This window comes from Amycolatopsis nigrescens CSC17Ta-90, assembly GCF_000384315.1.
Taxonomy (GTDB): Bacteria; Actinomycetota; Actinomycetes; order Mycobacteriales; family Pseudonocardiaceae; genus Amycolatopsis; species Amycolatopsis nigrescens.
This window is the reverse complement of sequence record NZ_ARVW01000001.1, coordinates 7,227,427-7,250,543: the sequence shown is the minus strand read 5'-3', so window position 1 is coordinate 7,250,543 and position 23,117 is coordinate 7,227,427. Positions and strand designations below refer to the sequence as shown.

The window sequence follows — 23,117 nt, the reverse complement described above, 5'->3', positions numbered from 1 at the left end:
GAAAGGCTCAGCCGAGCGGCAGCGGCAGAATCCCGCCACTCGCGGCACGCAGCGCGTCACGCATCTCGGCGCGCGGCGCCGGCTGCCCGGTGAACAGCTCGACCTGGCCGAAGGCCTGGTGCAGCAACATGTCCAGGCCAGTGGCGAGCCGTCCGCCGAGGACTCCGACCGCCTCCGCGAGCGGGGTCGGCCACGGGTGGTAGATCACGTCAAGCAGGCAGCGCGCCCCGGCCAGCACGTCCAGGTGCGGGGCCAGCGCGGCCGAGGGCACGGTGCTCACCAACACCGACGCCGCCGCGACCAGTGCGCCGAAGTCCGTTTCGGACCAGCGGTGCACCTCGACGGCCAGCCCGGCCTGTTCGGCCGCGGTCACCGTCTCGGCGGCCCTGGCCGGGTCGCGCACCACCAGGTGCACGCCGGTCACGCCGAGTTCGGCGAACGCGACCACGGCGGCCGCCGCGGTGCCGCCCGCACCGAGCACCACCCCCGGCCGTCCAGCGGCGTCGCGGTAGCCACCGGCGGCCCGCAGCGCACCGGTCACCCCGTCCACGTCCGTGCAGTCCGCCAGCCAGCCGCCGTCGCCGTCCGGCACCAGCGTGTTCGCCGCGCCGACCGCGGCGGCCCGCCCGGTCACCTCGGTGGCGAACTCCAGCGCGGCCCGCTTGCCGGGCATGGTCACCGACAGCCCGGCCCACTCCGGGCCGAGTGCGCCGGCGAACCCGGGCAGCCCGGCCGCGTCCATCTCGATCCGCTCGTAAGACCAGTCCAGCCCGAGCGCGCGGTAGGCGGCGCCGTGCAGCACCGGCGAAAGGGAGTGTTCCACCGGTTTGCCGAGCACGGCCGCGCGGCGGGCGGCGGCCAGGTCAGCAGGCAGGTCAGTAGGCACCGCGGGCCTTCGCGTCGCGCTTGTTCTGGTTGTGCTGCTCGAGCGTGTCGGCGAAGCAGGAGATGCCGTTCTTCTCGCACTTGACGAAGAACACGATCGAACCCTCCACGGGTTTCTCGGCCGCGATGATGGCCTTCTCGCTCGGCGCGGAGATCGGCGACGGAGGAAGGCCGGTGTTCTTGTAGGTGTTGTACGGTCCCGGCCGGTTGCGGTCGTCGTCGGTGGTGGTGACCACCGGCTTGTCGAGCAGGTAGTTCACGGTGGAGTCCAGCTCCAGCCGCATGTTCTTCGCCAGCCGGTTGTAGATCACCCGGGACACCTTCGCGAAGTCCTGCTGCACCGCCTCGCGTTCGATCAGGGACGCGACCACCAGCGTCTGGTACGGACTCAGCCCCAGCCCGCTCGCCGCGGACGGCAGCCCGGCCGTCTCCAGCCGGGTCGCCGAGGTCCGGAGCACCTCGGTGAGCAGCCCGGTGGCGTCCGAACCCGGCTTCACGTCGTACACGCCCGGCGCGATCAGTCCTTCGAGTCGCCGTTTCGGCTCCACCGCGCCGACCGACTCGGCCGCCCAGGACGGCACGCCGAGTGCGACCAGATCGGCGGTCTCCGCCACCCGGCGCAGCTCCTCGACCGGCACGCAGGTGCTCTTGCCGTTGAGCTCCGCGCAGGACGCCTTGCTCAGCAGCGCGAACACGCCGTCGGTGACCTTGCCGTCCGGCTGGTTGATGTCGTCGAGCTGGGTGCCTGGCCGGAGCTGGAAATCACCGACCCTGGACACCGGGTCAACCATCTTGTCCACCGCGCTGGCGCCGGACATCTTCGTCTTCATCACGTAGAAACCCGGCCGAACCCCGCGCACCTTGGTGTTGTCGTCGCTGGCCTTCACGAAGGCCTTGGGGCTGGCCACCACGCCCGAGCTCGCCAGCTTGGTGGCGATGGTGTTGGTCGAGTCGCCGTCGGCCACCTGGACCAGCACGTCGGACTCGCCGGCGCCCTCGAAGTCCTCGTAGCCGAAGATCTCGGTGATGCCGAACCAGGCGCCACCGGCGAGCAGCGCGATCACCGCGATCGCGGCCACCCAGCCGAACGCGCGGCCGCGTCGCCGGCCGGCGCGACGGCGCTCCCGGCGGGTCGGCCGCTCGTCCTCGATGTACTCGGGTTCGGCCCGGCCTTCCTCGTCGTCTTCGTCGTAGTAGTCGTACTCGTCGTCTTCGTACTCGGCGCTGTACGGCTCCTCGACGTCCGCACCGTCCTCCGGTCGACGGCCGCCCTGGATCTCCTCGTCGTACAGGTCGTCGTACTGGTTGTCGTACGGCTCGTCGTCGAAGTGGATCAGCTCGGTCGGGCTTTCGTCCGGCGGTATCTGCTGCGCCCGGCGGGGACGCCGCGGCGGCGGGGGCTCGGCGTGCAGGTCGCCCTCGTGCTGCCCGTACACCCCGGGATCGGGCCGGGGGGCGGGACGCCGGACGGGTGGCCGGGGCGCCGGACGCGCCTCGCGCGGCAACGGGCGCGGGGCGTGCGCCGGCCGCGGCGGGCGGGGTGGCTGCTCGCGGCCGGGCTGCCGCGGGGACGGCGGGCGCCGCCGCCGATCCCCTGGCCCGTCGCCGCCACCATAGGGTTCAGTCACATTGGCCTCGCTTCGCTCCGCGTGCGGGTCGCCCGCCACCTCCGGCCGGACCTGGCCGTGGTGGCGACGCCGCTCACTGCTCGCCTTCCCGGGCGCGAAAGGCCGCGCGCCCGTCCAACCAGGCCTGCAAGATCTCCACGGCCGCCGCCTGGTCGACCACCGCCCGCTGTTTCCGGCCCTTGACCCCGCGCTGGGACAGCATCCGCGCGGCGGTCACCGTGGTCAGCCGCTCGTCGGCCAGCCGCACCGGCACCGGCGCGACCCGCTCGGCCAGCCGGTCCGCGTAGTCCACCGCGGCGGTCGCGGCGGGACCGTGCCGGTCGGCGAGCGTCCTGGGCAGTCCCACGATCACCTCGACCACCTCGTGCTCGGTGACGAGGGCGGCGAGCTGGTCGAAGTCGCTCTGGTTCCGCTCATCACGGACGAGGGTAGCCACCGGAGTGGCGAGCAGGGGGGCCGGATCGCTGAGCGCGACCCCGACCCGGACAGAGCCGACATCCACCGCGAGCCGGCGGCCGGGGCCGGGATCGGACGATCCCGGCCGGTCCGGCTTCCTCTGCTCACTCAAAACGTGCGATGGACCAATACCCGACCGGGCCGCAGTTCCGCATGAGCTCTCACCTTCAGTTCAGGCGGCCGAAGCAGGCTCCGGCCGGGGCGTTTCTCGTCGGTCAGCCAGCCGTTTCCGGCCGGTTCGCGCCGGCTCAGCCGGCCAGCGCCTCGCGCAGGTCCTTGACGGCCTGCTCGATCCCCGTCGGGTTGCCCCCGCCACCCTGTGCCAGGTCCGGCTTGCCGCCGCCCCGGCCGTCCACCGCCGCGGCGAAGGCGGACACCAGCTTGCCCGCGGCAAACCCCTTGTCCCTCGCCGCCGCGGTGGTCGCCACCACGAAACTCACCTTGTCCCCTGCCGGGGCGAACAACGCGACCACCCCTGGCCGCGAACCGAGCCGGTTGCGGACCTCGGCGGCCAGCGCGCGCACGCCGCCGGAGTCCACGCCCTCGGCCAGCCGCTCGGCGACCAGCGCCACCCCGTGCACGTCCTGCGCCTTGTCCGCCAGCGAACCGGCCGAACCAAGCACCTCGCGGGTGCGCAGCTGCTCGATCTCCTTCTCCGCGTTGCGCAGCCGGGTCAGCACGTCCTCGATCCGCGCCGGCAGCTCGTCGGTCGGCACCTTCAGCGTGCCGGCCAGCTGCGAGACCAGCAGCTGCTCCTTGCGCACGTACCGCAGCGCGTCCTGGCCGACCAGCGCCTCCACCCGGTGCACCCCGGAACCGATCGACGCGTCGCCGACCAGCTTGACCAGGCCGAGCTGGCCGATCCGGTCCACGTGGGTGCCGCCGCACAGCTCGCGCGAGTACTCACCCATATCGACCACGCGCACGTCGTTGCCGTACTTTTCGCCGAACAGCGCGATCGCGCCGAGCTCCAGCGCCTTGTCCTTGGTGGTGACGTAGCTCTGCACCTCGACGTCGGTCTGCAGGTACTCGTTGACCTCTTCCTCGACCTCGGTCAGCACGTCCGCGGAGACCGCGCCGGCCGTGGTGAAGTCGAACCGCATCCGGCCCGGCGAGTTCAGCGAGCCGGCCTGCGCCGCGCGCTTGCCGTAGGCGCCGCGGACCGCCGCGTGCACCAGGTGGGTGGCCGAGTGCGAACGCTCGATCGCCATCCGGCGGTGCGCGTCCACCGAGCCGGTCAGCTCGGTGCCGACGCCAACCTCACCGCTGACCACCTCGACGCGGTGCACGAACAGGCCGGGCACGATCTTCTGCACGTCGAGCACCTTCAGCTCGACGCCGGAGCCGACCAGCACCCCGGTGTCCGCGATCTGGCCACCGCTCTCCGCGTAGAACGGGGTGCGGTCCAGGACCAGCTCGGCTTTCCCGCCCTCGGCGACGCTGCGCACCGGCGCCCCGTCGGCGAGCAGCCCGACCACCTTCGCGGCGGCCTGCAGCTCGGTGTAGCCGAGGAACTCGGTCTCGCCGCTCTCCAGCAGCTGCCGGTACACCGAGAGGTCACCGTGGCCGCTCTTGCGGGTCGCGGCGTCCGCCTTGGCCCGCTCGCGCTGCTGCTGCATGAGCGTGCGGAACCCGTCCTCGTCCACCGACAGGCCCTGTTCGGAAGCCATTTCCAGGGTCAGGTCGATCGGGAAGCCGTAGGTGTCGTGCAGCTGGAACGCCTTGTCCCCGGCCAGAATCCCGCCGCCGGAGCGCTTGGTCTCCTCGGCGGCCATGTCGAAGATCCGGGACCCGCTGGTCAGCGTGGCGAGGAAGGCCTCCTCCTCGGCGCGCATCACGTCGCTGATCCGGTCGAAGTCGCGGGAGATCTCCGGGTAGGAGGGCGCCATCGCGTCCCGGACCACCTTGGCGAACTCGGGCAGCACCGGCTCGTGCACCCCGAGCAAGCGCATCGAGCGGACGATCCGGCGCAGCAGCCGCCGCAGCACGTAGCCGCGCGCCTCGTTGCCGGGGTTCACCCCGTCGCCGATCAGCATCACGCCGGACCGCGCGTGGTCGGCGATCACCCGGAACCGGACGTCGTCGATGTGGTTCGCGCCGTAGCGGTGGCCGGAGAACTCCTCGGCCCGCGCGATCACCGGCCGCACCAGGTCGGTCTCGTAGACGTTCTCCACGCCCTGGAGCAGGTAGGCGACCCGCTCCACGCCCATACCGGTGTCGATGTTCTTCTTCGGCAGCTCGCCAAGGACGGGACCGCCCTGCTTCGGGCTCACCTCACCCCGGATCTCCTGCATGAACACCAGGTTCCAGATCTCCAGGTACCGGTCCTCGTCCACCGCGGGACCACCCTCGCGGCCGTACTCCGGGCCGCGGTCGTAGTAGATCTCCGAGCAGGGCCCGCCCGGCCCCGGTACGCCCATGTCCCAGTAGTTGTCCTCGGCGTCGCGGTACTGGATCCGCTCGGCCGGCAGATCGGTGAGCCTGCTCCAGAGCCCGGCGGTCTCCGCGTCGTGCTCGTAGACGGTCGCCCAGATCCGGCTCGGATCGAAACCGAACCCGCCGTCGGCCTGCGAACTGGTGATCAGCTCCCAGGCGCGCTCGATGGCGCCTTCCTTGAAGTAGTCGCCGAAGGAGAAGTTGCCGGCCATCTGGAAGAAGGTGTTGTGCCGGGTGGTCTTGCCGACCTCGTCGATGTCGCCGGTGCGCACGCACTTCTGGATGCTGGTCGCGCGCGGGTACGGCGGCGGCACCTCGCCGAGGAAGTACGGCTTGAACTGGACCATGCCCGCGTTGACGAAGAGCAGGTTCGGGTCGTCCAGGATCAGCGAGGCGCTGGGCACCCTGCTGTGCCCGGAATTCTCGAAAAAGGTCAGGAAGCGGTTGTTGATCTCGTGTGTTTCCACTGGTTTCAGTCCTGAGGTGTGCGGGCGTCACTGCGCCGTGCCGGATGGGGCTGCTGGCTGCGGCGGCGGAAGGTCGGGCGGCGCGTACTGCGGGCGCGGCTGGCTCAGCCTTCCGCCCGGCGAGCTCGCGCCGGACGGGGGCCCGGTGCGGCATGCCTGCCGTCACCCGCACTGCCCACGCGTCCCGAACGCGGCGCCGGTACACCCGATCGCTGCTCCACCATCTCGTGCAGTTCCTGCTCCCGCTCGCTCATCCCGGCGCGGACCTCCGCGCCGAACGATCCGACGGCGCCGGCCAGTTCACGCACCGCGTCGCCCAGGTTCGAGGCTAACCCCGTCGGGGTCGCCTGACGAGCGGTTTCCCTCGCCTTGCGGGACAGCGCTACGCCGCCGACCACACCGACGCTGAGCCAGAACAGACGCTTCATCGCTTCTTGCTCCCTTTGCGGCCGGGGCGGCGCGAGTGCTTGCCGGGGTTGTCCGCTCCGGCCTTCTTGTTGCGGCGGGCCTTGAGTGCCTTGCTGATCCCGTAGGAGAACGCGGCGGTCTTCACCAGCGGGCCGCCGAGGGTCGCGGTGAACACCGAAGACAGCGCCGAGACGTTCCCGCTCACCGCAGCCGCGCTGGAGGTGATCCCGTCCACCCGCTCCAGCTGCGTGTTCACATGCGTCAGCGTGTCGTTGGCGCCGATCAGCAGCGGATCGGTGTTCTCGTGCGCCTTGCGGATCGCGATGGTGGCCTCGTCGAGCGTGCGGCCGAGCTTGATCAACGGGATCGCCAGCAGCACCACCAACAGCACGAATGCACCTGCTGCGACCAGCGCGGCGATCTGCGTGGGCGACACGGACCCTCCTCGGGTAGGTATCGGGTAGGTATAGCGGCCTGATTGGCGGTCAGGTTACCGCGCGCGACACCCCGGGGCCTGACGACCCCGCACTGCGATCATCCCGCGCCCACGGGTACTCAGACCTCGCCCGTGGTTCTTGCTTCGTTCATCTTCCCCGGCAAGGGTTGCCGCATGGAGTTCTCCCTTTCCCGCCGCCGCATGCTCGGCGTCTCCGGCGCCGCGATCGCGGGCGCCACCGGTTCGCTGCTGCCGCCCTCCCTGCACGCCGCGATGGCGGAGCCGATGCGCCGGGGCGGCCTGGACGCGATCGAGCACGTGATCGTGCTGATGCAGGAGAACCGGTCGTTCGACCACTACTTCGGCGCGCTGCGCGGCGTCCGAGGGTTCGGCGACGCGCACCCGCTGGAGCTGCCCGGCGGCGGCACGGTGTTCGCCCAGCCCGGCCCCGGCGGCCCGGTGCTGCCGTTCTCCCTGCGGCGGGAGGCCGAGCGGGCTGGCCGCGACCCGGCCGACATCCAGTACCTCGGCGACCTCGACCACAGCTGGAGCGGCACCGGCAAGGCGTGGGGCCGGGGCTGGAACAACGGCTGGGTCGGCGCCAAGGGCCCGGCCACGATGACCTTCTACGACCGCGCCGACATCGCGCTGCAGTACGAGCTGGCGGACACCTTCACGCTCTGCGACGCCTACCACTGCTCGATCTTCGGCTCCACCAACCCGAACCGGAACTTCCTGATGACCGGCACGGTCGGCGACGAGCCGGGCAAGCGGGAACGCGCGGTGACCAACGCGGCGTACTCCTACGACCATCCCGGCTACGAGTGGACCACCTATCCCGAGCGGCTGGAGGCGGCCGGGCTGTCCTGGCAGATCTACCAGGAGTGGGACAACTTCACCGACAACGCGGTCGAGTACTTCGTGCCGTTCAAGAAGATCGGCCACAAACTGCTGGCCACGATGGACGGCGGTTTTCGTACCACCGAAGAGCTCTACACCGCGCTATTCGACAAGCCCGAGGACGAGCGGAAGCGGCTGCTGGCCCAGCTGGACGCCGCCCGCGCCGGGCTCTCCCCCGCCGAGCGCGGCCTGTTCGACCGGGCGATGTACCGGAGCGAACCGGAGACGCTGGTGGGCAGGCTCAGGGCGGACATCGCGGCGCGGAAGCTGCCGAGGGTGAGCTGGCTGGTGCCCTCCGCGGCGGACTCCGAGCATCCCGGCGCGTCCACCCCGGTCGGCAGCGCGAACCTCGTCTACCAGGTGCTGGACGCGATCGCCGCCGACCCTGCCACCTGGTCGCGCACCGCGCTGCTGGTGAACTTCGACGAGAACGACGGCTATTTCGACCACGTGCCGCCGCCGGTGCCGCCTGCGTCGGGGACGGACGACGAGGACCACCACGGCGGGCAGCCGCTGGGCTTCGGCCCGCGGGTGCCGATGACCGTGGTGTCGCCGTGGACGATCGGCGGCAAGGTGGACTCGCAGGTCTACGACCACACCTCGGTGCTGCGGTTGCTGGAGCGCTGGACCGGGGTGGCGGAGCCGAACATCAGCCCGTGGCGCCGGCGGGTGGCCGGCGACCTGACCGGCGCGTTCGACTTCTCCCGTGCCGGACGCCCGCCCCGGCTCGGCAAGCCCGGGCCGGTGCCGCCGCCGATCGACCGGTGGCACCCCGAGCCGCCCGCGGAGCAGGCCATGCCGGCGACCGAACCGGGCCGCCGTCCGGCACGCGCCCTGCCTTACCAGTGCTCGGTCTCCGGCAAGCCGGACGGCCAGGGCGGGCTCGCGCTGACCCTGCGCAACGAAGGCCGGTCGTCCGCGCATTTCGCGGTCTACCGCTACTCCGGTGCGCCGTCCGAGCCGCTGCACCGGGACGTGCTCGGCGAGCTGACCGAAACACTGCCCGGCGCCGGCGGCTACCGCGTGGTCGTGCAGGGACCGAACCGATCCTGGTGGGAGTTCCGCGGCGATCCTGCCGGCGCGGCCGCCGGCGTCGACCTGCGCTGCCGGTTCCCCCGGTACCGCGCCGGCCTCGAACTCACCTTGTCGAACTCGCGGGACACCGCGGTGACCCTGCGGCTGGCCGCAGCCCGCTACGGCCGCACCACCAAGGTCGTCCGGGTGCCGCCGCGACGCTCGGTACCGGTCTCCTGGCCCACCGAACAGGGCTGGTACGACCTCCGCGTGACCGCCGACGCCGACCCGGCCTTCCTCCGCACCCTCACCGGCCGGGTCGAGGACGGCCGCCCCGGCATCAGCGCCTGACCCGTTTCGCGCGGGGCGAAAAGTCGGCTATTTGCCGTTCGGTTCGCCGCGGATGGTGCGGCGGAGCTTCGGCACCCGCTCGGCCAGCGTGCGTTCCGCGCCGCGCTGGGTCGGCTGGTAGTAGTCCTGGCCGACCAGCGGGTCCGGCGGGTACTGCTGTTCGAGCACGCCTTCCGGCACGGAATGCGGATACCGGTAGCCCTTCGCGTTGCCCAGCTTCTCGGCGCCGGCGTAGTGCCCGTCCCGCAGGTGCGGCGGCACGGTGCCGATCTTGCCGGCCCGCACGTCGGACAGCGCCGCGTCGATACCGGTGATCACGGCGTTGGACTTCGGCGCGGTGGCCAGGTGCACGGTCGCCTGCGCGAGCGCCAGCCTGCCCTCCGGCATGCCGATGAACTGCACCGCGTGCGCCGCCGCGACCGCCGACTGCAGGGCGGTCGGGTCGGCCATGCCGATGTCCTCGCTGGCGTGCACCACCAGCCGCCTCGCCAGGAACCTGGGGTCCTCCCCCGCCTCGATCATCCTGGCCAGGTAGTGCAGCGCCGCGTCCACGTCGGAGCCGCGGATGGACTTGATGAACGCGCTGATCACGTCGTAGTGCTGGTCGCCGTCCCGATCGTAGCGCACCGCCGCTTTGTCCACAGTGGACTCCACGGTGGCCAGGTCGATGGTGCGGTGCTCGGTGGCGGCGGCCGCGTCGGCGGCGGCCTCCAGCGCGGTGAGCGCGCGCCGCGCGTCGCCGGAGGCCAGCCGGACCAGGTGGTCCGCGGCCTCCTGGGTCAGCCGCAGCTCGTCGCCGAGGCCGCGCTCGTCGGTGAGCGCCCGCCCGATCAGCTGCCGGACGTCCTCGTCGGTGAGCGGGCGCAGCTGCAGCACCAGGGAACGGGACAGCAGCGGAGACACCACCGAGAACGACGGGTTCTCCGTGGTCGCGGCGACCAGCAGCACGGTGCGGTCCTCCACCGCGCCGAGCAGCGCGTCCTGCTGGGTCTTGGAGAACCGGTGTACCTCGTCGATGAACAGCACGGTGTTCTCAGCGTTGTAGTTCCGCCTGCGCCTGGCCTCCTCGATGACCCCGCGGACCTCCTTGACCCCGGCCGACAGCGCGGACAGCGCCACGAACCGGCGGCCGGTGGCGGTGGAGACCAGGTTCGCCAGAGTGGTCTTGCCGGTCCCCGGCGGGCCGTAGAGCAGCACGGACGCCGGCGCGGCGCCCTCCACCAGGCGGCGCAGCGGGGCGCCTTCGCCGAGCAGATGCTGCTGGCCGACGACCTCGTCGAGCGAGCGCGGGCGCATCCGCACCGCGAGCGGCGAGCCCGCGGACACGGCGGGCGGCCGCGGGGCCTCGGCCGGCTCCGGCGGCGGCGCGGCCAAGTCGGGGTTCACCGTGAAGAGCTCGTCCTGCTGCACGGTACTCACGGTAGCCGCGACCACCGACAACGCTCGACCTGGCCGGGTCGGTCACCGGTCACGGCACCCCTGAAGTCCACTGTGGACAGTCATGGCGGATTCCGGAGATTCCGTACTAAAGGAGGCAGTACGAGGGGTGTTCCTGCCCTTACCCTGAGTCGGCGCGCGCTCCCCCATCCGCTGCCAAAGGGCTCGAGGAAGTGCATATGAAACTTCGATATCTCACCGTGCTCGCCACGGTGGCCGTCGTCGGCGCAGGTGGGGCCGCCGCGGCGGCGGCCGACCCCACCGGCCAGGCGGCCCCCACCGTCGTGGCCTCCCAGCTGAACGTGCCTTGGGGAATAGCGTTCCTGCCCGACGGCAGCGCCCTGTTCACCGAGCGCAACACCGCCAAGGTCCGTTCCCTCCGCGGCGGCACCGTCACGGACGTGCAGACCATTCCAGGAGTGGCACCCGCCGGCGAAGGCGGCCTGATGGGCATCGCCGTCTCGCCGAAGTACGCCGAGGACAAGACGGTCTTCGTGTACTACACCGCCTCCGGCGACAACCGGATCGCGAAGTTCACGCTCGGGCAGCAGCCGCAGCCCATCGTCACCGGCATCCCCAAGTCGTCCATCCACAACGGCGGCAGGCTCGCCTTCGGCCCGGACGGCCACCTGTACGCCAGCACCGGCGACGGCGGCAACCGCAACAACGCGCAGAACCTCGGTTCGCTCGGCGGGAAGATCCTGCGGATGAACCCGGACGGCACGCCCGCTCCTGGCAACCCGTTCCCGAACTCAGTGGTCTATACCTACGGGCACCGCAATGTGGAGGGCATCACCTGGGACCAGGGCGGCCGGATGTTCGCCTCGGAACTCGGCAACAACGCCTGGGACGAGCTGAACTCCATCCAGTCCGGCAAGAACTACGGCTGGCCGATCTGCGAAGGCACGTGCTCGGACACCAGGTTCGTGAACCCGCTGCTGACCTGGTCCACTTCGCAGGCGTCGCCGAGCGGGATCGCGTACTACCAGGGCCACCTGTACATGGCCGCATTGGCCGGAAAACGGCTGTGGAAGATCCCCGTCGACGCCAACGGCGGCGTCGGCCAGCCGGCCGCGCTGTGGCAGAACACCTACGGCAGGCTGCGCGCGGTCGCCGCGGCCCCGGACGGCACGGTGTGGGTGGGCACGTCCAACCGGGACGGCCGGGGCACCCCCGCCGCCACCGACGACCGCATCCTCAGCAGCACCGGCACCTAACCACGGTCCCGTCCGTGAAGGGCACCTTGCCTACTTTGAAGGTAGGCAAGGTGCCCTTCACGGACGTCGTTCTAGGGTGGGGGCGTGGTGGAGCAGAACCGGCGCGGTCAGGTCCTCGACGCGGCCATCACGGTGCTCGGCACCCAGGGTTCCCGCCGGCTCACCCACCGTGCGGTGGACACCGAGGCCGGCGTGGCGATCGGCACCACCTCCAACCACTTCCGCACCCGCGGCGCGCTGGTGGCCGGGGTGCTCGCCGAGGTCGCCGGGCGCGAGCAGGCGGTGGCCGCCCGGTTCGCCGCCGCGTTGCAGCCCATCGACCCGGACGCGCTGGCCGCCGGACTGGCCAAGTTCGCCTGGCACCAGCTCGGCCCGGCGCGGGTGCAGACACTGGCCAGGCACGCGCTGTTCCTGGAAGCCGCCTGGGACACCGAACTCCGCCGTCAGCTCAACGCCGCGTCGGGCCCGGTCACCGCGCCGCTGCGCGACCTGCTCATCGCGGCGGGCTCCCGGGACTGGCGCACGCACCTGCGGGTGCTGCTCGACCAGCTCGACGGAATGGTGCTGCACCAGCTGTCCAACCCGGACCCGGACTTCGACCCGGAGGAGTCCTTCCGCCTACTGCTGCGCGGCCTGCTGCCCTGACCGCCCCGCGAGTGCTACCCCCGGAACACCCGAGTCCCACTTTCCGCCGCGGCACGGAGCATGATCGCGGCGGCGTACGGAAGCAGGTCGCGGCCTCGCCGCCACAACCACGGAATCCCTTTCACCACAAGCCATCCGACGTGGTCAACGGCACCGGCGGGCGCGCCGCCGGAACAGCTCAGGCTGACCGGTTCCGGCACGTCGAACCCGGCCTCGGCAATTAGTTCGGTGAATCCCTTGGCCAGCATCCGGTGCCCCAGCTCGGACGGGTGCAGCCGGTCCACGCTCCACGCCGGCAGCTCGTAGGCACCGGGCAGCGAAACCAGGTCGAGGCAGGGCACCGCGCGGGCCGCGACCACCCGGTCGATCGCGCCGTTGAGCTCCTCGATGCGGGCGGTCAGTGCCCGCCGCAGCGGCCCGGGAAGCCGGAAAACCTTGCCGTGGTCGTGAAAACGGACCGGAATCGCGGTCGCGCCGACGGCGGCAAGCTCGGTCACCACGTGATCGAGATCGGCCGCCATCTCCTCGGCGTCGAAGTCCGAGCGCAACGTGTCGTTCATGCCGACCACCAGCAGCGCCACGTCGGGCCGGTGGGCCAACGCCACCGGCAGCTGCTCGGTGCGCACGCAGCGCATCCTCGCGCCGGTGAAGGAACCGTTCAGATAGCCCGCCGTCGGCACCCCCAGCGCCTCGGCGACCAGCGGGCCGACACCCCGCCAGCCACCGCCGGGCAGCGGATCGCCCAGCCCCACCGCGGTGGAATCGCCGAGCACCGCGAGCCTGGCGGCCGGACGGGCCTGGCTCGCGGCCGGACGGATCGGATCGATGGACTCAGCGGCCGGGACGACTTTCGGGCGCACCATGGTCACAACCCGACCATCGGGCACGCAGACTCACCTGCGGTGATGGCGGGGTAACGCGGCGGGGACGCCTCGGCGAACCCTCGGTGCTAGCGGAACACTGGGTAAAGCGCAAGTTCCAGGCCGGGTCCGTAGCGTGCGTCGAGCGCCGCGGCCACGGTGGCGGCGTGCCCGGCCAGGTCGTCGAGCTCGGCCTGCCCGGCGCACTTCGCCAGCTCCCGCCACCAGGTGACGAGCGCGGCGGCGCGGCTCAGCGGCGCCGCGGCGCGGACCTTGGACAGCCCCGGCAGCGCCTCCCAAGTGGCCAGCCACACCAGCAGGAGCTGGCTGTCCAGCAGGTACTCGGCGAGCGCGGTGTCGTCGGTGAGCGCGGGCCACACGTCGGCCACTTCGGACCGCCATGCCGCGACCATCGCCTCGCTCATCCCGGCCGGCAGCGCCAGCGCGTCCGGGTCGGAGGCGAACGGCACCCGCAGCTGCGCCGCGTCCAGGAACGCGTTGCGCACCCGGCCGCGTTCGAAGTCGAGGAACTGCACACCGCCGCCGGTGACCAGGTTGTTGTCCGAGCTGAGGTCCACCGGGCTGAACGCGCGGTAGGACGCCGAGCGGGCGTGTTCGGCGGACCGTTCCGCCCGTTGCCGGACCGAGCCGGGAGTCTGCACGCCGAGCGTTTCCTCCAGCAGCGCGGGCAGCTGCGCGCAGGCCACCACCGGCGTGGTGTCGTCACCCTTGGCCGGCCCGCCGAGCCGCCGCAGCAGCGCGTTGAAGTCGGCCTCGCGGCTGGCGGTGCTCGCGTGCAACTTGCCGAGCGAACGCGCCCAGGACAGCAACGCGCGCTCGGCGGCCCTGCCGTCGGAGCCGTTCAGCCTGTCCCGCAGGGTGGGCGCGCGGCCGAGGTCGTCGATCACCAGCACGCGGCGCTTGCCGTCGTGCGCGAGCAGTTCCGGGCACATCCGCTCCTCCGCCGACAGGGCGGTGAACAGCTGATAGCTGACCGCTTCCTGCGCGAACGGGTCCGCTTCGCCGGGACGGGGCGACTGCGGGTAGTGCTTGATCACCAGTGTTCGCGGCAGCGAGAACGGCGAAGAGGCGATCTTCGCGCGGACCACGGTGGCCGGGCCGCTGCCGAGGAGCTCCTCCGGATCGACCAGGCTGATCGCGCTGCCGAAGCGATGGGCGAGTACCGCTTCACCGGCCGCGACCGCGGCCTCGATGGCAAGAATTTCGGCTCCGACATTGACCGGGGCGGTGGCGTCGCCGGAGTCGTCAGCCGTGGCACCGATCGAGGAGGTTTCCGAAGAATTCACTGTCATTGCGACCAACCCTACTAGTGAGCGAGCGAGCACGACCACCGCGATATCGGTAACGATCCGTCACCGATTACTCAACAGATCGTCACCCTCGTGAGAGCGGACGTCCCACCCCCCTGCCGCGTTGCCCCCTTCGCCGCAACATCAGCACAATGGCCGCAGCGAGCACGATTCCGGCCAGGTTCACCGCGAGCTGCTGGATCGAACCGCCGAACTTGCCCCACTCTCCGACCACCACCGCGACCACCGCGTAGCCGGCGGCCGGCACGGTGGTCACCGAGATGAACACCCCGACCAGCGCGGCCGATTTGGCCGAGGTCATGGACAGCATGCCGGCCGCGCCGGCGAGCACCGCCACGATCAGCGAGAACGGGCCCACCTCGTAGATGAAGTCGACCTGGTGCTCGCTGCCGAGCACCTTGGACAGGTCGAGCAGCCCGGCGGTTTCGGCGAGCGCGGTGGCACCGAGGGTGATCAGCATCGCCAGCGGGAACCCGGCCACCACCGCGAGCACCGCCCGGCGCACCAGGTCCCAGCGCCGCAGCACCAGTCCCACCGCGATCGCGGCGAGCGGGCCGAACTCCGGGCCCACCACCATCGCCCCGACGATGGTCACCGGCGAGTCGGTCACCACGCCGACCGCGGCGAGCAGGCAGGCGATGGTCAGGAAGGACAGGAAGGTGACGTTGAGCCGGGACTCCTCGCCGGTCCTGCTGAGCAGTTCCTGCCACACCACCGCGTCCGCGCCCTCGCCGGGCGCCGCCTCCTCGGCCCGGTCCGCCGAATCGGAAAGCGCGGTGTCGATCGCTTCCAGGGTGATGCCGCCGACGTGGTCGAGTTCTAGCTCGCACAGCGCTTCGACGATTTCGTCGGCGGCCTCCCTGGCCACGTCGGCCTCGATGAGGTCGCCGACCGGGCTGACCGCCGCGCCGCGATGCACCACCAGGTGCGCGGTGCCCTCCTGCTCGCGCAGGATCTCGATCGCCCGTTCGGTGCTCTCCGCGGGACAGATCGCCCGCAAGTGCAACATCGTGGCCGCCGGGCCTATGCCTTGGGCTCTGGCTTGGTTTCCGGCTTGGCTTCTGGCTTGGCTGGTTTCGCGTCGATGCCGGCCTCACGCCGCTGCTCGGGGGTGATCGGCGCCGGAGCGGCGGTCAGCGGGTCGTAACCGCCGCCGGTCTTCGGGAACGCGATCACGTCGCGCAGCGAGTCCGCACCGGCCAGCAGCATGGTGATGCGGTCCCAACCGAACGCGATACCGCCGTGCGGCGGCGGGCCGAACTGGAAGGCGTCCAGCAGGAAGCCGAACTTCTCCTGCGCCTCCTCCTCGCCGAGACCCATGATCTCGAACACCCGCTTCTGCACGTCGGCGCGGTGGATACGAATCGAGCCGCCGCCGATCTCGTTGCCGTTGCAGACCAGGTCGTAGGCGTAGGCCAGCGCGTTGCCGGGGTCGGTCTCGAACTTGTCGATCCACTCCGGCGTCGGCGACGTGAAGGCGTGGTGCAGTGCGGTCCACTTGCCACCGCCGACCGCCACGTCGTCGCTCTCGGCCGCCGCCTCGAACAGCGGGAAGTCCACCACCCAGACGAAGGACCAGGCGTTCTCGTCGATCAGGCCGAGCCGGTGCCCGATCTCCACCCTGGCCATGCCGAGCAGCTGACGCGCGTCGGCCGGCTTGCCCGCCGCGAAGAAGATGCAGTCACCCGGCTTCGCGCCGACCTTGGCGGCGACGTGCTCGCGCTCGTGCTCGGACAGGTTCTTGGCCACCGGCCCGCCGAGCGTGCCGTCCTCGCCGACCAGCACGTACGCCAGTCCGCGATGACCGCGCTGCTTGGCCCACTCCTGCCAGGCGTCGAGCTGGCGCCGCGCCTGGCTCGCGCCGCCGGGCATCACCACCGCGCCCACGTAGGGGGCCTGGAAGACCCGGAAAGGCGTGTCGGCGAAGAACTCGGTTAGCTCGGTCAGCTCGGTCTCCAGCCGCAGGTCCGGCTTGTCCGAGCCGTACTTGGCCATCGCATCGGCGTAGCTGATCCGCCGGATCGGGGTGCTGATCTCGTGCCCGACCAGCTTCCACAGCGCGGCCACGATCTGTTCGCCGAGCAGCAGCACGTCGTCCTGTTCGACGAAGCTCATCTCGATGTCGAGCTGGGTGAACTCGGGCTGCCGGTCGGCGCGGAAGTCCTCGTCCCGGTAGCAGCGCGCAATCTGGTAGTAGCGCTCCAGGCCGCCAACCATGAGCAGCTGCTTGAACAGCTGCGGCGACTGCGGCAGGGCGTACCAGGAGCCGGGCCGCAGCCGGGCCGGCACCACGAAGTCGCGGGCGCCCTCGGGGGTGGAACGCGTCATCGTCGGCGTTTCGACCTCGACGAAGTCCTGCGCGTGCAGCACCTCCCTGGCCGCCCGGTTGACCTCGCTGCGCAGCCGCATGGCCTTGGCCGGACCGCTGCGGCGCAGGTCAAGGTAGCGGTGCTTGAGCCGAACCTCCTCGCCGACGTCGACCCGCTCGTCGATCGGGAAGGGCAGCACCGCGGACTCGGACAGCACCTCGAGCTCGGTGACCAGCACCTCGATCGCGCCGGTCGGGATCTCGGCGTTCTCGTTGCCGGATGGCCGCTGGGAGACCTCGCCGGTCACCTTCACGCAGTACTCGGAGCGCAGCTGGTGCGCGCGCTCGGCCATCTCGCCCTCGCGGAAGACCACCTGGGCGACGCCGCTGGCGTCCCGCAGATCGATGAAGATCACCCCGCCGTGATCGCGCCGCCGGGCCACCCAGCCGGTGAGCGTGACGGTTTGGCCGGCGTGCTCGGCACGCAAGGTGCCGGCGTTGTGGGTGCGAAGCACTGCGGTTGCTCCCTAATAGCTTTCTGGTCTTGGCTGGTTCATCGCGTCAGCAGGCAATTCGCCGACGATGAAGGCTAACGAACCCACCCGGGTGCACCGCCACCAGGTTTCTCCTACCGCATCTGTCCTACAACAGCCGCATCTGCTCCCCCGCCGCCGGCCCGGCGCCTTCTTCCTGCGCCCGCTGCCCCGGCACGCTGCCCGATGGCCAGTCCGAACCTTCGCCGGGGTCCGGCGCCAGGCCGTGCCGGCGGAGCAGCGGCGCAACCCTGGCCGAGAGCAGGCGCCGGTAGGCCCGGCCGGCGTAGCTGCCGCCGCCGTAGAGCTCGCGGTAGCGCGGCACCAGCTCCGGGTGCTCGGCACCGAGCCAGGAGGCGAACCATTCGCGGGCACCGGGCCGCAGGTGCAGCGGGATGACCGTGGCACCGGTGGCTCCGGCGTCGGCAATCGCGGCGAACAGCCGATCGAGCTGTTCGGCCGAGTCGGTGAGTCCCGGCAGCACCGGAGCCACCAGCACACCGCAGGGCAAACCGGCTGCACGAGCGCGGCGGACGAGTTCCAGCCGTGCCTGCGGGCTCGGGGTGCCCGGTTCCAGCCGGCGCTGGAGATCGCGGTCCAGCAGTGCGATGGACACGTTCAGTCCGACCGATACATCCTTGGCCACTTCCGTCAGCAGCGGCAGGTCCCTGGTCAGCATGGTGCCCTTGGTCAGGATGGAGAACGGGGTACCCGAGCCGGCGAGCGCCCTGATGATGCCCGGCATCAGCCGGTAGCGGCCCTCCGCGCGCTGGTACGGGTCGGTGTTGGTGCCCATCGCCACGTGCTCGCGCCGCCACCCCGGCCGGCGCAGCTGCGCGGCCAGCACCTCCGGGGCGTTCAGCTTGACCACCACCTGGGTGTCGAAGTCACGGCCGGCGTCGAAGTCCAGATAGGTATGCGTGTTACGGGCGAAGCAGTTGTGCGACACCATTCCGTTCGCGATGAAGTCGCCGGTGCCGGTGGTGATGTCGAACAGCGGCAGCTCCAGCCCCAGTGGTTCGACCGAGACCACGCCGATCCGCGCGGTGGACTTGATCGCCACCCCGTCGATCCGGCGCTTGCGGGAGATGGCCGGATCCACCAGCTGGAAGAACCGGAGGTGCTCGGCCGTCCCGCCGAGCAGCCGCACGGTGCGCATCCCGTCATCGCCCGGACCGTCCACTGTGTACCGGAAGCCGAACCGGGCGAGCGCGAGCCGGATGGTGTCCACGGTCAGCTCGTCCGGGTCGGCGATGCGCAGCACGGTGGCCGCGCCGGAGCCCTCGGTGTCGAAGATCCCGGCCAGGAACCCCTTCTGCCACGCCGGTACCGGCCTCGTCGGCACCTCGGCCAGCTCGGTCATCGACTCGAACCCGCTGAGAAACTCGCGGGCCCGGTCCGACGCCTCGGTCTCCGCCGAGCCGTCGCCGCGGATCGTGCCGCACAGGTAGCCGGCGCGGTAGCCGATGGTGTCCGCGGGGCCGGGCACCGGGGCGCCGGTGCCGACCAGCTTGCTGCCCGGCCGCAGCCACGGCCGCGGCGAAGTGCCGATCAGCCCGGCGGTGACGTGCTTCCAGCCCCGGTCGGTGAGGAAGCGGTGGTCCCCGCTGGCGACCAGCTCGGTGCCGTCGGCCAGGGTGATCCGGTAGGCGTGCTTCACGGTGGACCAGTGCGCGAGCACCCTGGTCCGCACGTACCGGCGGCGCCTGCCCAGCGATTCGGTGCCGTAGATCTCCGCGCCGACGGTGAGATCGGCCAGTTGCCTGGTGCGGCCGTCCGCCATCAGGATCTCGGTGTCCCCGGCCAGGCAGTAGGTGCAGGCATGGGAACAACCGCGGTACGGGTTGACCGTCCAGCCGAACGGCAGCGAACCGCCGGGCACCCTGTTCAGCACCGAGCGCGCCCGGATCTCGTGAAAAGTCACCCCGTCGAACTCGGGTGAGCGCACCGAGCGCACCAGACCGGACAGGCCGGGCAGTACCTGCTCGTCCCCGTCCACCCGCTGACCGTCCCATCGCACGTCAGCCAGTCGAACATACGTTCGATCAGGTGTCAATGAAGAAAGAACTAGGCGACGCGCACAACCACGCTCGGTACGGTGGGCCCGGCGCCGTACCCGTACGGGTGAGCGCCTTTAGGGTTCGTGGGTTGAGCCACACCGTCTGAGGATCCGAAGGAGAACTCCGATATGGCCAAGCGGTGGACCGGGCTGTTCGCCATCTTCAGCATGCTGTGCCTGCTGGCGGCCTGCGTGAACCCCGGCACCCAGGAAGCCGGCCAGTCCGCACCGAACAGTGGCGGGGACGGTCCCAAACGGATCGCCTTCTTCGGTTTCGCCAAGGCGAACTCCTTCGCCAACGCGACCTTCGCCGGCATCGAGGAGTACGCGAAGGCCAACCAGGCCGAGGCGGAGTTCTTCGATCCCAACTTCGACGCGCAGGTCCAGCTGCGACAGATCCAGGACGCGATCACGGCCAAGCGCTTCGACGTGTTCGTGGTGCAGGCCAACGACGGGACCGTGGTGGTGCCGGCGCTGCAGTCGGCGGTGCAGAACGGGATCACCGTGGTCGTCGAGTTCACCCCGGTCGGCACCAAGTACGACACCGCGCTGGTGCAGGTGCCGGGCACGGTCACGCTGGTCGACGTGCCGGTGGACAACGGCCGCAAGCTCGGCGAACTCGGTGTGGACGCCTGCAAGAGCAAGAACGCGACCCCGTGCCGGGTGGCCTACCTGGAGGGCATGAAGTCGCTGCCGCTGGACAACGCGCGCACCGAGGCCGTGACGAGCACGCTGCGCGCGGGTGGCGCCGAGGTGGTGGCCAGCGTGGAAGGCGGCTACACCAGGGAAAGCGGCCGCAAGGCGATGCAGGACGTGCTGCAGGCGACGCCCGAGGTGGACGTGGTGATCGGTTCCTCGCAGGCGATCGCCGGCGCGGAGGGCGTGGCGCAGGGCAAGGGCGTGCTGCTGATCGGCAACGGCGGTTCGCGGCAGGCGGTCGAGGCCGTGCAGCAGCAGCGCTGGTTCGGGATCACTTATGTGCCGGAGAAGACGGCCGGCGCGAAGGCGGCGGAACTGGGACTGGCCAAGGCACGCGGGAAGCAGGTGCCGGAGGCCAACTCGTCCACCGACCTGGCCGCCGGCGCCGGCAAGGGCACCCAGCAGACGCTGGCCGGTGTGACCGGTGAGTACGACGAGTGACCATCAGCGTCACGCTGGACGGCCTCCGCAAGAGCTACGGCGGCACCGTCGTGCTGCACGACGTTTCGCTGTCGCTGCGCGGCGGTGAGGTGCACGGCGTGCTCGGCGAGAACGGTGCCGGCAAGAGCACGCTGATCAGGGCCCTGTGCGGGGCGATCGGGGTGGACCGCGGCCGGGTGCTGCTCGATGACGAGCCGGTCGAACTGGGCAGCCCCCGCGACGCGCTCCGGCACAAGATCGCGCTGATCTCACAGGAACTGGCCCTGGTGCCGACGCTTTCGGTGCTGGACAACGTTTTCCTCGGCTCGTGGCGGCAGCGTGCCGGGTGGCGGCGGCCCGGCGCGGACCGGGCCAGGCTGGCCGAGCTGATGGCGGGCACCGGGTTCCGGCTCGACCCGGACACACCGGTGCGCGAGCTGCCGATCGTGGCCCAGCTCCAGGTGGAGGTCCTGCGCGCGCTGGCCCGTGGCGCGCGGGTGATCGCGATGGACGAGCCGACCGCGCTGCTCACCGCGGCGGAGACCGAGCGGTTGCTGGAACTGATCCGGCGGCTCGCCGCGGACGGCGTGGCGGTCGTGCTGGTCTCGCATTTCCTGGAGGAGGTGCTGGCCGTCTGCGACGTGGTCACCGTGCTGCGCGACGGGCGGCACGTGCTCACCGCGCCCGCCGCCGAGCAGACCGTGCCCGGCCTGGTGGGGCACATGGTCGGCCGCCCGCTCGAGCTGGTGTACCCGGAGCCGCCGGAGGTGCCGCGGGACGCGCCGGTGCTGCTGTCGGCGCGCGGGCTGAAGCGCGGCCGGACCGTCCGCGACGTGACGGTGGACGTGCGGGCTGGCGAGATCGTCGGGATCGCGGGACTGGTCGGCAGCGGCCGTTCGGAGACGCTGCGGGCCATCTTCGGCGCCGACCGGCGCGACGGCGGCGAGGTGCTGGTCGCGGACCGGCCGGTGCCCGCGGGCTCGCCGGCCAAGGCGATCGGCGCCGGGATGGCGATGGTGCCCGAGTCCCGCAAGGAACAGGGCCTGGTGCTGATCCGGTCGATCAGGGAGAACCTCGCGCTGTCCAGCCTCGGCGACCGCCAGCGCGGCGGGCTGCTGCGCAAACGGGCCGAGCTGGCCACCACCGCTGCCATCGCGGACCGGCTGGACGTCCGCGCCGCGGACACCGAAGGTCCACTGTGGACTCTCTCTGGCGGGAACCAGCAGAAGGTGCTGTTCGGCAAATGGCTGGTGCGGACCCCGAGGGTGCTGCTGGTGGACGAGCCGACCAGGGGGGTGGACGTGGCGGCCAAGATCCAGATCCACGAGCTGCTGGTCGACCTCGCCCGGCGCGGGATGGCGGTGCTGATGGTCTCCTCCGAGGTCGAGGAGGTGCTCGGGCTGGCCCACCGGGTACTGGTGATGCGGCATGGCAGGATCGCCGGCGAGTTCGCCCGCGGCGCCGCGTCCCGCGAGGAAGTGCTGGCCACGGCCTTCGCGGATGCCCCAGGGCCGGCTCTTTCCGGAAGGCGGGAGTAGATGGTGACGGAGCTGGCGGGCACCGAGGAGGCGGCGCGGGTACCCAGCCGCCGGATCGCCCTGCTGCGCGACTACGGCATCGTGGTCAGCCTGCTGGTGCTGATCCTCGCCCTCTCGCTGGGCACGGACACCTTCCTCAGCACCGGGAACCTGGTCAACCTGCTGGACCAGGCGGTGGTGGTCGGGCTGCTCACCTGCGGCGCGACCCTGTGCATCATCGCCGGCGTGTTCGACCTGTCGATGAGCGCGGTGCTCGCGGTGTCCGCGATCGTGTCCGTGGTGGTCACCACGCGGGCCGGGGTGGGCATCGGGTTCGCCGCCGGGATCGGCACCGGCGCGTTGCTCGGCGCGGTCACCGGGCTGGTGGTGATCAGCGGGCGGGTGAACTCCTTCATCGCCACCCTGGCGCTGAGCATCGTCTACCGCGGCCTCGCGGTGATCATCACCGGTGGCGCGATCGTCTACCCCGCCGCCGGTCAGCTGCCCGCGTTCCAGGCGCTGAGCTGGCCGACCGTGCTCGGCGGGGTGACCGCGGCCTCGCTGTTGTTCCTGGTGGTCGCGGCGCTGTGCTGGGCGCTGCTGGCCGGCACCACCTTCGGCAGGCGGATCTACGCGGTCGGCGGGAATGCCGAGGCGGCAAGGCTTTCCGGGATCAGGGTGGGCGCGATCCGGGTGTCGGTGTTCGTGCTCAGCGGGATCTGCGCCGCGCTGGCCGGGCTGGTGCTGGCCGCCCGCGGCGGCTCCGCGCAGGCGAGCATGGGCACCCTGCTGGAGCTCACCGCGATCGCCGCCGCGGTGGTCGGCGGCACCAGCGTGCTCGGCGGCGAGGGCGCGATCTGGCGCGGCATGGTCGGCGTGCTGATCCTCACCCTGATCGGCAACGGCTTCAACCTGCTCGGCTGGGACACCACCTACCGCCAGGTCGTGGAGGGCGTCCTCATCCTCGCCGCCGTCGGCCTCGACCAGCTCCTCCGCCGCCGCCGAACCTGACCCGCACGCCGTGTTTGCCGTCCGCGGCGCCGCGTTGGCCGTTCCCGTCACCGAGTTGGCCGGCCGCGACCGCACGCCGGCTGTCGCCGTTCGGCCAAC

The 23,117-nt window shown here is 71.3% G+C and carries 18 protein-coding genes; 6 read left to right on the top strand and 12 right to left on the bottom strand.

Annotated elements, in window-relative coordinates; genetic code table 11:
* Positions 1-7: 7 nt before the first annotated feature.
* The 6 genes from AMYNI_RS0134365 to AMYNI_RS0134340 form a co-directional block, all read right to left on the bottom strand.
* Entirely contained in the window at positions 8-886 is an 879-nt protein-coding gene (locus AMYNI_RS0134365; protein WP_245574078.1) for a shikimate dehydrogenase, read from the bottom strand.
* On the bottom strand, positions 876-2,513 hold the full coding sequence (locus AMYNI_RS0134360) for an endolytic transglycosylase MltG (protein WP_245574076.1): 1,638 nt from the start codon (positions 2,511-2,513) through the stop codon (positions 876-878). The genes AMYNI_RS0134365 and AMYNI_RS0134360 overlap by 11 nt, the downstream gene beginning before the upstream one ends.
* 73 nt (positions 2,514-2,586) lie before the next feature.
* Positions 2,587-3,081, bottom strand: a complete 495-nt coding sequence (ruvX, locus tag AMYNI_RS0134355; protein ID WP_040406164.1) for a Holliday junction resolvase RuvX — start codon at positions 3,079-3,081, stop codon at positions 2,587-2,589.
* Between the two features lie 136 nt (positions 3,082-3,217).
* The gene (alaS, locus tag AMYNI_RS0134350; protein WP_020672644.1) at positions 3,218-5,872 is read right to left on the bottom strand and encodes an alanine--tRNA ligase; all 2,655 of its coding nucleotides are present in this window, start codon (positions 5,870-5,872) and stop codon (positions 3,218-3,220) included.
* A gap of 104 nt (positions 5,873-5,976) precedes the next feature.
* Positions 5,977-6,300, bottom strand: a complete 324-nt coding sequence (locus tag AMYNI_RS0134345; RefSeq protein ID WP_020672643.1) for a hypothetical protein — start codon at positions 6,298-6,300, stop codon at positions 5,977-5,979.
* Positions 6,297-6,716, bottom strand: a complete 420-nt coding sequence (locus AMYNI_RS0134340; protein ID WP_020672642.1) for a DUF948 domain-containing protein — start codon at positions 6,714-6,716, stop codon at positions 6,297-6,299. Before AMYNI_RS0134340 ends, AMYNI_RS0134345 begins: the two co-directional genes overlap by 4 nt.
* A gap of 132 nt (positions 6,717-6,848) precedes the next feature.
* On the opposite strand from AMYNI_RS0134340, the gene AMYNI_RS0134335 reads away from it, so the two are divergent.
* On the top strand, positions 6,849-8,981 hold the full coding sequence (locus AMYNI_RS0134335; RefSeq protein WP_245574075.1) for a phosphocholine-specific phospholipase C: 2,133 nt from the start codon (positions 6,849-6,851) through the stop codon (positions 8,979-8,981).
* Between the two features lie 27 nt (positions 8,982-9,008).
* On the opposite strand, the gene AMYNI_RS0134330 is transcribed toward AMYNI_RS0134335, so the two are convergent.
* Entirely contained in the window at positions 9,009-10,391 is a 1,383-nt protein-coding gene (locus AMYNI_RS0134330; protein ID WP_026361285.1) for a replication-associated recombination protein A, read from the bottom strand.
* A gap of 206 nt (positions 10,392-10,597) precedes the next feature.
* On the opposite strand from AMYNI_RS0134330, the gene AMYNI_RS0134325 reads away from it, so the two are divergent.
* Positions 10,598-11,635 carry a PQQ-dependent sugar dehydrogenase gene (locus AMYNI_RS0134325; protein ID WP_020672639.1) on the top strand — a complete coding sequence of 346 codons (1,038 nt, stop codon included), beginning with the start codon at positions 10,598-10,600 and terminating at the stop codon, positions 11,633-11,635.
* A gap of 84 nt (positions 11,636-11,719) precedes the next feature.
* Entirely contained in the window at positions 11,720-12,280 is a 561-nt protein-coding gene (locus AMYNI_RS0134320; RefSeq protein ID WP_020672638.1) for a TetR/AcrR family transcriptional regulator, read from the top strand.
* A 14-nt stretch (positions 12,281-12,294) separates the two neighbouring features.
* On the opposite strand, the gene AMYNI_RS46035 is transcribed toward AMYNI_RS0134320, so the two are convergent.
* The 5 genes from AMYNI_RS46035 to AMYNI_RS0134295 form a co-directional block, all read right to left on the bottom strand.
* Positions 12,295-13,143: an SGNH/GDSL hydrolase family protein gene (locus tag AMYNI_RS46035; RefSeq protein ID WP_157357565.1), complete on the bottom strand. Its 849-nt coding sequence runs from the start codon at positions 13,141-13,143 to the stop codon at positions 12,295-12,297.
* Between the two features lie 86 nt (positions 13,144-13,229).
* On the bottom strand, positions 13,230-14,453 hold the full coding sequence (locus AMYNI_RS0134310; protein ID WP_020672636.1) for a hypothetical protein: 1,224 nt from the start codon (positions 14,451-14,453) through the stop codon (positions 13,230-13,232).
* An 82-nt stretch (positions 14,454-14,535) separates the two neighbouring features.
* Positions 14,536-15,480 carry a DUF389 domain-containing protein gene (locus AMYNI_RS0134305; protein WP_026361284.1) on the bottom strand — a complete coding sequence of 315 codons (945 nt, stop codon included), beginning with the start codon at positions 15,478-15,480 and terminating at the stop codon, positions 14,536-14,538.
* 14 nt (positions 15,481-15,494) lie between these two features.
* Positions 15,495-17,294, bottom strand: coding sequence for an aspartate--tRNA ligase (aspS, locus tag AMYNI_RS0134300; protein ID WP_020672634.1), 1,800 nt, complete (start codon positions 17,292-17,294; stop codon positions 15,495-15,497).
* A gap of 127 nt (positions 17,295-17,421) precedes the next feature.
* Positions 17,422-19,332, bottom strand: a complete 1,911-nt coding sequence (locus tag AMYNI_RS0134295; protein WP_020672633.1) for an intein-containing Rv2578c family radical SAM protein — start codon at positions 19,330-19,332, stop codon at positions 17,422-17,424.
* A 168-nt stretch (positions 19,333-19,500) separates the two neighbouring features.
* Here AMYNI_RS0134295 and AMYNI_RS0134290 point away from each other — a divergent pair, with 168 nt between their 5' ends.
* From AMYNI_RS0134290 to AMYNI_RS0134280, 3 genes are read left to right on the top strand one after another with little or no spacing between them, the layout of a single operon-like run.
* A complete protein-coding gene (locus AMYNI_RS0134290) occupies positions 19,501-20,511 on the top strand; it encodes a sugar ABC transporter substrate-binding protein (RefSeq protein WP_020672632.1) in 1,011 nt (336 codons plus the stop codon).
* Complete coding sequence (locus AMYNI_RS0134285; protein ID WP_020672631.1) at positions 20,508-22,028, top strand: sugar ABC transporter ATP-binding protein; 1,521 nt, start codon at positions 20,508-20,510, stop codon at positions 22,026-22,028. Before AMYNI_RS0134290 ends, AMYNI_RS0134285 begins: the two co-directional genes overlap by 4 nt.
* Positions 22,029-23,018, top strand: coding sequence for an ABC transporter permease (locus AMYNI_RS0134280; protein ID WP_020672630.1), 990 nt, complete (start codon positions 22,029-22,031; stop codon positions 23,016-23,018).
* The last annotated feature ends 99 nt before the right edge of the window (positions 23,019-23,117 follow it).

Bases quoted from the DNA above. Each gene is read 5' to 3' on its own strand.
- AMYNI_RS0134345 (WP_020672643.1), bottom strand. From the start codon at position 6,300: ATGAAGCGTCTGTTCTGGCTCAGCGTCGGTGTGGTCGGCGGCGTAGCG.
- AMYNI_RS0134325 (WP_020672639.1), top strand. From the start codon at position 10,598: ATGAAACTTCGATATCTCACCGTGCTCGCCACGGTGGCCGTCGTCGGC.
- AMYNI_RS46035 (WP_157357565.1), bottom strand. From the start codon at position 13,143: ATGGTGCGCCCGAAAGTCGTCCCGGCCGCTGAGTCCATCGATCCGATC.
- AMYNI_RS0134310 (WP_020672636.1), bottom strand. From the start codon at position 14,453: ATGACAGTGAATTCTTCGGAAACCTCCTCGATCGGTGCCACGGCTGAC.
- AMYNI_RS0134305 (WP_026361284.1), bottom strand. From the start codon at position 15,480: ATGTTGCACTTGCGGGCGATCTGTCCCGCGGAGAGCACCGAACGGGCG.
- AMYNI_RS0134290 (WP_020672632.1), top strand. From the start codon at position 19,501: ATGGCCAAGCGGTGGACCGGGCTGTTCGCCATCTTCAGCATGCTGTGC.
- AMYNI_RS0134280 (WP_020672630.1), top strand. From the start codon at position 22,029: ATGGTGACGGAGCTGGCGGGCACCGAGGAGGCGGCGCGGGTACCCAGC.